At 67.7% G+C, this 11,277-nt stretch carries 8 protein-coding genes; 3 read left to right on the forward strand and 5 right to left on the reverse strand.

The window, feature by feature from the left end; genetic code table 11:
- From LPZ50_RS15285 to LPZ50_RS15295, 3 genes are all read right to left on the reverse strand, one after another.
- Positions 1 to 1,078, reverse strand: a 1,078-nt coding sequence (locus LPZ50_RS15285) for an ABC transporter permease (protein WP_230662324.1), incomplete at its 3' end; no start/stop codon positions are given.
- Positions 1,075 to 2,613 (reverse strand): sugar ABC transporter ATP-binding protein, encoded by a 1,539-nt coding sequence (locus tag LPZ50_RS15290; RefSeq protein WP_230662325.1) that lies wholly within the window; start codon positions 2,611 to 2,613, stop codon positions 1,075 to 1,077. The genes LPZ50_RS15290 and LPZ50_RS15285, both read right to left, overlap by 4 nt.
- A 30-nt stretch (positions 2,614 to 2,643) precedes the next feature.
- Positions 2,644 to 3,771 carry a sugar ABC transporter substrate-binding protein gene (locus LPZ50_RS15295; RefSeq protein WP_230662326.1) on the reverse strand — a complete coding sequence of 376 codons (1,128 nt, stop codon included), beginning with the start codon at positions 3,769 to 3,771 and terminating at the stop codon, positions 2,644 to 2,646.
- Positions 3,772 to 3,916: 145 nt separating this feature from the next.
- On the opposite strand from LPZ50_RS15295, the gene LPZ50_RS15300 reads away from it, so the two are divergent.
- From LPZ50_RS15300 to LPZ50_RS15310, 3 genes are all read left to right on the forward strand, one after another.
- Positions 3,917 to 4,660 (forward strand): GntR family transcriptional regulator, encoded by a 744-nt coding sequence (locus LPZ50_RS15300; protein WP_230662327.1) that lies wholly within the window; start codon positions 3,917 to 3,919, stop codon positions 4,658 to 4,660.
- A 78-nt stretch (positions 4,661 to 4,738) separates the two neighbouring features.
- The gene (locus tag LPZ50_RS15305; RefSeq protein ID WP_230662328.1) at positions 4,739 to 5,344 is read left to right on the forward strand and encodes a hypothetical protein; all 606 of its coding nucleotides are present in this window, start codon (positions 4,739 to 4,741) and stop codon (positions 5,342 to 5,344) included.
- Between the two features lie 92 nt (positions 5,345 to 5,436).
- Entirely contained in the window at positions 5,437 to 9,018 is a 3,582-nt protein-coding gene (locus LPZ50_RS15310) for an ATP-binding cassette domain-containing protein (protein WP_230662329.1), read from the forward strand.
- Positions 9,019 to 9,034: 16 nt separating this feature from the next.
- Here LPZ50_RS15310 and LPZ50_RS15315 read toward each other — a convergent pair whose 3' ends face one another.
- Together LPZ50_RS15315 and LPZ50_RS15320 are read right to left on the reverse strand one after the other, a co-directional pair.
- Positions 9,035 to 10,015: a Bug family tripartite tricarboxylate transporter substrate binding protein gene (locus tag LPZ50_RS15315; protein ID WP_230662330.1), complete on the reverse strand. Its 981-nt coding sequence runs from the start codon at positions 10,013 to 10,015 to the stop codon at positions 9,035 to 9,037.
- 89 nt (positions 10,016 to 10,104) lie between these two features.
- Positions 10,105 to 11,277 (reverse strand): AMP-binding protein (locus tag LPZ50_RS15320; protein ID WP_230662331.1); only part of this gene is annotated, 1,173 nt, incomplete at its 5' end.

Raw genomic sequence — 11,277 nt, forward strand, 5'->3', positions numbered from 1 at the left:
CCGCGTCCAGTTGGCGCGGTAGCGTGCCGGCGCGCCACGCGCGCCAGCGGATCAGCGCGGCGCGCAATTGCCGCATCAGCACCGAATCGCGATTGGCCGCCGCGGCCAGGGCCGCCAGGATCAGGATGATGCCTTCGACAACGGTGGAGTAATACGCCGATACGTTCAAGACCAGCAGGATGTTCACGACGGCCATCAGAATGTAGGCGCCGAACACCGACCCCATGGGCCCGCCCTTGCCGCCGCCCAGCCGCGTGCCGCCCACCACCACCGCGGCAAAAATCGACAGCAGCAGCGGATTGCCGACCAGGGGGTCGCCCGCGCCTGTCTGGGCGCTGAGAAACACACCCGCCATGCCATACAGGCCGCCGGCCAGCACATAAGCCAGGAACCGCACCGCGGCCACCCGCAAGCCGGCGGCGCGCGCGGAATCGGCATCGCTGCCCACCGCGTACAACGCCACCCCGAAAGGCGTGCGCTTGAGCCACAGCCACAACAGCGCCAGCACGGCCAGCAACGCCAGCGGCATGGGCAGCAGTTCGGGCCAGGCATCGCCCATGTAGAACTCGGCCAGCGACGGCGGCACCATGCCGCCGGGCTTGTCCATGACCAGCAGCGTCACTCCTTGCAGGATGAACATGGTGGACAGCGTGACCACAATGGGCTGCAGGCGCAGCACGCCAACGAAAAACCCGTTGAAGGCGCCCGCCGCCATGCCGATGATCACCCCCGTGGCCGTGGCTTCCCAGACGCCCGCTTGCGGCCCGCCCAGTACCAGCCCGGCGGCCAATGCCACGTTCACCAGGGAAATCACCGCGCCCACCGACAGATCGAAGCCGCCTGTCAAGATGACCACGGTGGCGCCGATTGCCGCGATGGCCAGGGTGGCGCCGCCGCTGCTGAGAAAAGCCACGTCGAAGTACGTGAGCGTGCCGCTGCCCAGCATCACAACGGTGCACAGCATCACGGCGAACACCGCGATGGCGGTCAACAGGCCGCGATGCGCGGCCAGCGGCGAAGGCCCGGCACGCCGCGCGAGCGCGCCCGGGGCTTGTGGCAGATCGGGATACGACCTCATGCCGCCCTCCGTTGCAGGGCATTGCCCCCCAGCGCGATGCGCATGATGGCCTGTTCGGTCAGCGCCTCGCCCTCGAGCTCGCCCTGTACCTGGCCGCCATACAGCACCAGGGCACGGTCGCTCAGGTTGACGATCTCGGGAATCTCGGTGGAATGGAACAGGATGGCGCCGCCCTGCGCCACGTACTGCCGCATCAATACATACAGTTCATGCTTGGTTCCCACATCGATGCCGCGCGTGGGATCGAACAGCAGCAGGATGCGGCTTTGCGCCAGGAGCCATTTGGCGATGGCGATTTTTTGCTGGTTGCCGCCCGAGAACGCGCCGGCCGGCGTCCAGGCGGCGCGGCGGTCAACCTGTACGCGCTGGAAAGCCTGTTCGACCGCGGCGCTCTCCGCGGCGGCACGGATCAGGCCGCCGCGCGCATAGCGTTCAATGACCGGCAAGGTCGCGTTGGCGCGGCCGTTCAGCTTCAGGAACAGGCCTTCGGTCTTGCGGTCTTCGGGCACCATGCCTATGCCGATGTTCGGCCGGATGGCATCGGCCGGCGACCCCAGGGTGACCGCGCGGCCGTCGACCAGGATGCGCCCGCGCTCGGGCGCGATGACGCCGAAGCAGGCGTGGAACAGATCCAGCTGGCCCATGCCCTGCAGGCCCGCCACCCCCAGGATCTCGCCGCGCCTCAGGCTGAAATCGATGCCGCGCGCCTTGCCCGCGTCCAGTCCGCGCGCGCCCAGCACCTCGGGACCCGGATCGGCCGCCTGCCCGGCGCGCGGCGGAAACACTCTCGACACGCTGCGGCCGACAATGCGTTCGATGACGGCATCGTCGTCCAGTTCGCCGGCGGGGCCTGTGGAAATATGCTTGCCATTGCGCAGGATGGTCAGGCGATCGCAGAAGGCGCGGACTTCGCGCATGCGATGCGAAATGAACACCACCGTAGTGCCCTGGTTTTTCAGCTTTGCAATGATGCCGCCCAGCCAGTCCACGTCGCGTCCGGCCAGCGTGGATGTGGGTTCATCCAGCAGCAGGATGCGCGGCCGGCGCAACAGTGCGCGGGCAATCTCGATTTTCTGGCGTACGGCCAAGTCCAGCGTGCCGGCTTCGGCATGCAGGTCCACGTCGAAATCCAGTTCTCGCAAATGGGCCGCCACCCGCTCGGCCGCCGCGCGGCGCCGGATCATGCCCAAGGGGCCGCGCGGCGCATAGGGCATCAGCATGTTGTCCAGCACCGACAAGTCGGCCACCAGCGTCATTTCCTGGAAGGCGGTCTGGACGCCCAGCGCGTGCGCCGCGCGCGGCGAACGCAGGCGCACAGGTTGGCCATGGATCTCGATATGGCCGCCGCTGGGCTCGATCAGGCCGGACAGCAGCTTGACGATAGTGGACTTGCCCGCCCCGTTCTCGCCCAGCAGGGCATGCACCGAACCCGGCTGGATATCGAAGGCGACGTCATCCACGGCCACTGTCGGGCCAAAGACCTTGCGCAGGCCCACGGCGCGCACCGCGGGCGCACCGCGATCGGCGATATTCATGGCAGCTTCCTTGCAGTACGACGCCAGGCGTCAGGACTCGGGCTGGGACGACAACGCAGCCTTCAGCCCGACTTCCGGGGTGTCGTTGGAGAAGATCGAGGCAAACCAGCCCGGATTCTTGACCGCCGATGGCTTGAAGACATTGCAGCCCGCCTTCATCTCGGCCCAACTGCCGGTTTCGCACAGCTTGATGGTGTCATTGGTGACCAGCGGCAGCGGCAGCTTCACGTGCTTGGGCACCTGTTTGCCTTCCAGCGCCTGCACCGCCAGCTTCAGCGCCAGCGCCCCCGAATAAGGCGGCGATGCGTACGACACGCGCGGCGCCCCCATGGCCGAATAAGTGCCGGCAGCGCCTTCCACCTGCGTGCCGGCCGGCAGCATCTGCACCCGCCCGCCGTTGGAGCCTTCGCCCGCGCACGGCAGCAAGTCCTGCGGGCTGCGGCCTGCCTCGACCTGCATGGAATTGGCGGTATAGCAGCCCACCTGCATCCACAGCCCATCGATACTGTCCCAAGCCCGCGTGGCCAGCAGCTTGGAAAGTTCGGTGCGGGCCACGGCCTGGCTCCACATGCCCACGGCCTCGCCCACGATCTTGATGTCGGGATACTTGGCGAACACCTTCTTGGCCGCCTCGGTGCGCTGCGTGTCCACCGAGGTGCCGGGCACGCCGGTGACCAGCACCACGTTGCCCTTGCCGCCCAGTTTGTCGGCCAGCCACTGCGCCGTGACCCGTCCGGCCTCTTCCTGGTCGATGGTGACGTTGTGCGCGCAAGGCTCGGTCACCTCGGCGTCATAAGCGAACACCAGCACGTTCTTGGCGCAAGCGCTCTTGATGACGCGATTCAGGGCCGTGGGCGAAATCGGATACACCACGATGGCCTTGGCGCCGGCCTGCACCATGGCGTTGATCTGCTGGATCTGTTTTTGCGCGTTGGGCCCGGCCACCTGCACTTGAAGGTCGATTTTGTCGGCCATCGAAGGATGCGCGGCCATGGCCTTGACCATGTTCGAGGCCTCGGCCTGCCAGTCGTTGCCGACATAGCTCATGCTGAGGAACACTTTGGCCTTCTGCTGCGCCTGGGCCGGGGCGCCGTACAACATGGGCGCCAGGGCCACGGCGGCCGTTGCGGCCGCCAGGGTTGTCTTCCACCGGTTCATGCTTGTCTCCGTATCCGTGAATGGGATTTGTGGACTTTTTGCCGCGCCGGGATTCTTTTGCCCCGGGTCGGGTTAAGCTTATTGGTGTAGCAGATGTATCTGTGATCACAGATTACAAATGCATAATACGTTGGGAAACTCAACCATGCAACCACCCGCCCTCTCCTCCGCCGAACCCGTGGACCGCCTGCCGCCGGCCACCGAACTGCAAGGGAAAATGGAGAAAATCGTGCGGCATACCCTGTCGGACCGCGTGTACGCGGACCTGAAGGCCCTGCTGCAATCGGGAGAAATGGAGCCCGGGCAACGCTTCACTTTGCGCGGCCTGGCGGCCACCGTGGGCACCAGCGCGATGCCGGTGCGCGAAGCGGTGGGCCGACTGGCCGCCGAGCAGGCACTGGAAGTGCTGCCCAATCGCGCCATCCGCGTGCCGATCATGACGCGCAGCCGCTTCCTGGAATTGCGCACGTTGCGCATCCAGCTGGAAGGGCTGGCCATCATGCAGGCGGCCCAGCATCGCGACGCGGCCGAACTGGCCGAGATCCAGGCCTACGAACGCGAGTTCCGGCTGGCGCGCGAACAGGCCCGGCCCGATGGCCGGCAGGCCGTGCGCGCCAATAAGGGGCTGCACTTCGCCATCTACCGGGCGGCCCGCATGCCGGTGCTGTTGCAGATCATCGAAGGCCTGTGGCTGCAGGTGGGTCCGGTGCTGAACTACGACCTGGCCAGCAGCCCGCGCCGCCTGACCCACGGCGAAGCGCATGTGCACCACGCCAATATGGTCGCCGCCATCGAACGGCAGGACGCCGAAGCGGCCCGCGCGGCGCTGGTGGCCGACCTGATGAGCGCCAGTGAATTCATCCTGGCCCGCGACGTCCTGCCATCCTGATGGGCCGGCCGGGCGGGGTCGCGGCATGACACGCGGAAACGCTTAGAATGCCGCCATCCCCCGACGAGGAATCCGGCAATGCGACTAGGGCCGCCACTGCTGACCCTGCTGATGGTACTGACGGGCTGCGCCACCACGCCGCCGTCCAACCCCGACAATCTGTGCGAGATCTTCCGCGAGAAGCCCGACTGGCACGACGCCGCGCTGGACGTGCGCGACAAATGGGGCGTGCCGGTGCAAGTGCCGTTCGCCATGATGTACCAGGAATCCAGCTTCAAGCACGATGCGCTGCCGCCGCGCTATTACTTCCTGGGATTCATCCCGTGGGGCCGGGTCAGTTCGGCCTATGGCTACGCCCAGGCCAAGGACGAAACCTGGGCCGACTACAAGCGCGAGGCCGGCGGCTGGACGTCCAGCCGCGACAACCTGGCCGACGCGCTGGACTTCATGGGCTGGTATATCAGCAAGACCCAGCGCATCAATGGGGTGTCGAAATGGGACGCCTATGGCCAGTACCTGAACTACCACGAAGGCTGGACGGGCTACCGCAACCGGAGCTACGACCGCAAGGCCTGGCTCAAGCGCGTAGCCGGGCAGGTGCAGACCCGCGCCGAACGATTCGGCGCGCAATACAAGTCTTGCGAGAAAGAACTGAACCGCGGCGGGCTGTTCGGGCTGTTCTGACCGGGGCCCACCCACTGACAGGTTCTGGCGTTCCCCTTGGGTATTCTCGCCATCAGGGGTAGAGCGCACACCAACGGGAAAAGCACACCACCATGTATTTCGATTCGATACTCTGGGCCATGACGCGCGGCGTGCGGCTGCGCATGTTCATTTGCGGCCTGTTCGGGCTGCTGGGCCTGGCGGCCGGCATCGCCCGGTTCGCGCTGCTGGGGCAATTCCTGGCGCGGCTGTTCGCCGGCGCGTCCGGCGCGGCGTTGTGGTGGCCCCTGGCCGGCGCCGCCGCGGCCATTCTGCTGCGCGGCGTGTTCGAGCATGCCCTGAACATGCTGGCCAACCGCAACGCGGCGCGCATCCAGAACGACCTGCGCGCCCGGCTGTACGACAAGATCGTGGAACTGGGGCCGGCCTGGTTTGGCGGGCAGCGCACGGGCGGCGTGATGCTGGCCGTGATCGACGGAGTGGAACAGCTGCAGAGTTTTTTCGGGCGCTACCTGCCGCAGCTTTTCGTGGCGGCCTGCGCGCCCGTCATGATTTTCGCCTTCATTGCCTGGTGGGACTGGCCGGTGGCGCTGGTGCTGCTGGCCGCGGCCCTGCTGACGCTGATCCTGCCGCTGGCGGCGCACGGCAGCCACCAGGACGCCTCGCGCCGCCGCGCGCAGGCGTTCAAGGCGTTCGGCGAGGAATTCCTGGACGCGATGCAGGGGCTGCCCACGTTGAAGGCATTCGGCCAGAGCCGCACCTGGGGCGAACGCCTGGCCCAGCGCGCCCGCGCGCTGTCGGACAATACCTTCAAGGTGCTGGGGCGCGAAGTATCGGCGCGCTTTGCCACCGACATCGGCATTACCGTGGGCGCGGCCGCCGCGCTGGCGTTGGGGGCTTGGCGCGTGTCCGAGGGGCAGATGAGCCTGGCCGCGCTGCTGGTGGTGCTGATGGCCGGCACCGAGATTTTCCGCCCCCTGCGCGACCTGCGCTCGGTGCTGCACCAGGGCCTGATGGGGCAGTCGGCCGCGGCCAGCGTGCGGGCCCTGCTGGATGCCACCAGCCCGGCACCGCAAACCGCGGGCACGCGGGCGCCGACCGCCGCCGCGCAGGGCGGCCTGTCTATCGCATTCAAGGACGTGGCATTTTCCTACCCCGGAGGCCGGCAGATTACCCACCAGGGCATGGCCTTCGACATACGCCCCGGCGAGCGGGTGGGCATCGTAGGCCCCAGCGGGTCGGGCAAGTCCACGCTGGTGCGCCTGTTGCTGCGCCTGCACGATCCGCAAGCCGGCTCGATCGAACTGGACGGCCAGGACTTGCGCACCCTGGACCCGGAAGCCGTGCGGGCACGCATATCGCTGGTGGCGCAGGACAGCACCCTGTTCCATGGAACGGTAGAAGAAAACTTGCTGCTGGCGCGGCCCGATGCCACGCCGGCGCAAATGCAGGCCGCGGCCATTGCCGCCAATGCGCACGGTTTCGTCATGGCCCTGCCGCAGGGCTACCAGACCATGCTGGGCGAACGCGGCACGCAGTTGTCGGGCGGCCAGCGCCAGCGGCTGGCCATTGCGCGCGCGCTGCTGCGCGACACGCCGGTACTGGTGCTGGACGAAGCCCTGTCGTCGGTGGACGCCGAGAATGAAGCCGAGATCCAGCAGGCCCTGGACAGGCTCAGCCAGGGCCGAACGACACTGGTGCTGGCGCACCGATTGTCCAGCGTGATCAACGCCGACCGCATCCTGGTGCTGGATGGCGGCCGCATCGTGGAAACCGGCACGCACGCCACGCTGATGGCGGGCGACACCCTGTACCGACGCCTGATGGGCGGCCAGCAAGGCACCGGGCAAGCATCGGCGCCCGCCGCCGGACGGGACACCGTCGAGACGACACCAGGCAGCGAAGACGGCGCCAACAAGCCTGCCCCCCAGCCGCTGGACGCCGAGGCGCGCCAGATCGGCACCCGCCAGGTCATGCAGACGCTGATGCAGATCATCCAGCCCTGGCGGCGGCAGTTCGCCATCACCGTGGCCAGCGGCGTCGGCCGGGTCGCGGCGTTTATCGGGGTGTCGGTGCTGGGCGCACTGATCATCGCGCGCCTGAAAAATGGCGAACCGTTCGACAGCCTGCTGGTGGGCCTGTTCGCCGCCGCCATCGCGGCGGCCGCCCTGCACTGGATCGAATCCTGGCTGGCGCACGCCATCGCCTACCAATTACTGGCCGAAATGCGCATCGCGCTGTACCGGAAGCTGGAGGCCCTGGCGCCCGCCTATCTGCTGCGCCGCCGCGCCGGCGACTTGGTGGGCCTGGCCACCCAGGACGTGGAAACGGTGGAATATTTCTATGCGCATACGGTAGCGCCCGCCTTCGTGGCGGTGCTCGTGCCCGCCGTGGTGCTGGGCATCCTGGGCATTACGGCATGGCCGCTGATGCTGGCCCTGCTGCCCTTCCTGCTGTGGGCGGCGGCATCGCCGTGGCTGAACCGCGCCCGGGTGGATGCCGCGGGCAGCCGGGCGCGCCAGGGCCTGGGCCTGCTCAGCGCGCACCTGTCGGAAACCATCCAGGGTCTGTCCGACCTGGTGGCGTTCTCGGCCACCGGCCGGCGCCGCGCCGCGTTCCTGGCCATTGCGCAAGATTACCAACGCGTGCGCCTGGCCCTGCTGGCCGACTTGTCGCGGCAAAGCGCCCTGCTGGAAATCACCACCGGGCTGGGCGGCCTGGCGGTTGCCGTGGCGGGCGCCTGGTGGGTGGCGCAAGGCGCGCTGGCGGCGGGCCTGCTGCCGCTGCTGATGCTGCTGTCGGTGGCCGCCTTCCTGCCGGTATCGGAAATTGCCCAGGTCAGCCGCCAACTGGCCGACACACTGGCCTCGACGCGGCGCCTGCGGGCCATCCATGACGAGCCCGTGCACATTGTGGACGGCCCCTTGTCCCCGCCGCTGTCATCGGCGGGGCTGCCGCTGGCTTTCGATGACGTGGGCTTTACTTACCCCGGCCGCCAGCAGCCAGCCTTGCGCGACGTGACACTCGAGCTGCCGGCCGGCGCCACGCTGGCGCTGGTGGGGCCATCGGGAGCCGGCAAGAGCACCCTGGCCAGCTTGCTGCTGCGGTTCTGGGACCCGCAGCAAGGCAACGTGCGTATCGGCGGCCACCGCCTGCCCGACCTGACACTGGATGCGCTGTACCGCCGCATTGCGCTGGTGGCGCAAGACACCTGGCTGCTGAACGGCACGCTGGAAGACAACATCCGCCTGGCTCGCCCCGAAGCCAGCGCGGCCGACCTGGACCTGGCCATCCAGCGCGCCGCGCTGGGCGATTTCGTGGCCGGCCTGCCGGACGGCCTGCATACCCGCGTGGGGGAACGCGGCGTGGCGCTGTCGGGCGGCCAGCGCCAGCGGATCGCCATCGCGCGGGCTTTCCTGCGCGATGCGCCCATCCTGGTGCTGGACGAGGCCACGTCCCACCTGGACGCGATCAGCGAGGCGCAGGTGCACCAGGCGCTGGCCGAACTGATGCGCCATCGCACCACCATGATCATCGCGCACCGGCTGTCCACTATCCGCCAGGCCGACGCCATTGCCGTAGTGGACGGCGGACGCATCGTGGAATCGGGCACGCACGACCAGCTGCTGCGCCGGGGCGGCGCCTATGCGCACCTGGTAAACCGGCAGATGATGGCGGCGCGGCAGGTGGCATAGGGGTGCACGCCGCGCGTCAATCCAGCTGGATGTTGCTGCGCCGGATCACCTGGGCCCACTGCGTACGGTCGTTTTCCACATAGGTGTCGATGTCGGCCTGGCTGCGCGGCGCCTGCACCATCAGGCCCAGCGCCTGGAAGCGCGCACGGAAATCCGGCGCCGACAGCGCGGCATCGATGGCCTGTTGCAGACGCTGGACCACGGCGGACGGCGTGGCGGCCGGCAGCGACACGCCAAACCACGTGGCGGCATGGAACCCGGGGTAACCGCTTTCGGCCACGGTAGGCACGTCGGGCAGCACGTCCAGGCGCTGCGCCGAAGCCACCGCCAGCGCCTTGAGCTTGTGTTCGCGAACCAATGGCAGCGAGGTGCTGATCACGTCGATCATGACCTGCGTGTCGTTGGCCATCAACGACGCCAGGGCGGGCGCGCTGCCGTTATAGGGCACGTGCACCAGGTCGATGCCGGCGCGCGACTTGAACAGCTCGGTGGTCAGTTGCAGCGGGTTCCCCAGCCCGACCGATGCGTAGTTCAGGCGGCCAGGCTGGCTGCGGGCATGCGCCACGAACTGCCCTAGCGTATCGGCGGGCAATTCCCGGTTGGCCACCAGCACCAGCGGCATTTCGGCCGTTACCGATATGACCCGGAAGTCGTGGGCCTGGTAGTCCAGCTTGCGATAAAGCAAGGGGTTGAGCACCATGCTGGAATTGCTGGCCAGGAAAATCGTGTATCCGTCGGCAGGCGCGCGCGCCACCTGCACGGCAGCCACTCGGGTGCTGGCGCCTGGTTTGTTCTCGATCACCACTGGCTGCCCGAGGTTCTGCGCCATATACTCGGCCAGCACCCGCGCCAACTGGTCGGCCGAGCCGCCCGCGGCGTACGGCACCACGAACCGCAGCGGGCGTTCGGGAAACTGCGGCTTGGCGACGGCGGACATCATGCTTCCCAGCAGCAACAGTGAAGCAAGGCGCAGCAGGCACTTCATGAATGTGTTCATTGTTGTCTCCGAATGCGCGCCGAACGCGCGCTTTATTGTTCCCGGCAGACCGGCAAAGCACCGGGCCGCCATGGCGCGGCGCGCCGGTCCTAGACCTTCCGGTCGCGTGCCTGCCAATAGGCCGCGCGCAACTTGCGCTTGGCGATCTTGCCGTTGTCATCACGCGGCAGACAGGCGTCGATCCGGATGTCGCGGGGCAACTTGTAGCGGGCAAGGCGCGAGCTCAACCATAGGCTCACCGCCTCCGGCTCCAGCGCGGCACCGTCGCCGGGCTGCAGTAAAGCCAGCAGCCGCTCGCCGTACTCGTCATCCGGAACACCGATCACGGCGCAATCGGCAACGCCCGGGTACTGCAGCAGTTGCTGTTCGATTTCAGCCGGATAGATGTTCACACCGCCGGAAATGACCATGTCGGACTCCCGGTCGCACACAAACAGGTAGCCCTCGTCATCCAGATATCCGAGATCGCCCAGGCCGATCAGGCCATCGCGCTCGACCGCCGCGCGCGCCTGCGGGTTGTTGCGATAGGTGAAATCAGCATAAGCCGGCTGCCGTACATAGATGCGGCCGACCTGCCCCGGGGCGCAGGGAGCCCCGTCTTCACCATAAATGCGCACCACCGCATCCCCGATGGGCAGCCCTACGCTGCCCGGCTTGCGCAGAGCCTGCAGGGAATCGATGGCCGTCACCATGCCCGTTTCGCTGGAAGCGTAGGTTTCATGGATGACCGGCCCGAACCAGTCGATCATGGCTCGCTTGACTTCCGGCGCGCATGGCGCGCCCGTGCAGGCCACGAAACGCACCGAGGAAACGTCGTAGGCGGCGCGCACGCCGGGCGCAAGCTTGAGCAGGCGCACATACATGATGGGCACCATGTACAGCGTATCGATCCGATGCTTCTGGATGAGCGCCAGTACGTCGACGGGATCGAAACGCTGCGTGACGACGAACTGGGCGCAAGTACGCAGCGCCACCTGCGCGAACACGCTGGGAGCACTGTGATAAATGGGTGCAGGCAGCAAGGCGCGGCAACCGTCACGCAGGCCGTAGGCTTGCTCGACCACCGCGGCCATGCGCGCCTGCCGGTCAGCCAGTTCGTCCAGCGCGAAAGGCTGGCGCACCACCCCCTTGGGGCGGCCGGTAGTGCCAGAGGTATAAGCCATGTGGCCGCGTGGCGCGACGGCAGGCCCGCGGTAGGCCGGCTGGCTGTCGCGCCAGATGGCGTAGTCCCGCGCTGCCTGCGGTCCGGCGCCGTCCGGCCC

The organism is Bordetella petrii (assembly GCF_020991325.1).
Lineage (GTDB): Bacteria > Pseudomonadota > Gammaproteobacteria > Burkholderiales > Burkholderiaceae_B > Bordetella_A > Bordetella_A petrii_E.

Bases quoted from the DNA above. Each gene is read 5' to 3' on its own strand.
- LPZ50_RS15290 (WP_230662325.1), bottom strand. From the start codon at position 2,613: ATGAATATCGCCGATCGCGGTGCGCCCGCGGTGCGCGCCGTGGGCCTG.
- LPZ50_RS15295 (WP_230662326.1), bottom strand. From the start codon at position 3,771: ATGAACCGGTGGAAGACAACCCTGGCGGCCGCAACGGCCGCCGTGGCC.
- LPZ50_RS15300 (WP_230662327.1), top strand. From the start codon at position 3,917: ATGCAACCACCCGCCCTCTCCTCCGCCGAACCCGTGGACCGCCTGCCG.
- LPZ50_RS15305 (WP_230662328.1), top strand. From the start codon at position 4,739: ATGCGACTAGGGCCGCCACTGCTGACCCTGCTGATGGTACTGACGGGC.
- LPZ50_RS15310 (WP_230662329.1), top strand. From the start codon at position 5,437: ATGTATTTCGATTCGATACTCTGGGCCATGACGCGCGGCGTGCGGCTG.
- LPZ50_RS15315 (WP_230662330.1), bottom strand. From the start codon at position 10,015: ATGAACACATTCATGAAGTGCCTGCTGCGCCTTGCTTCACTGTTGCTG.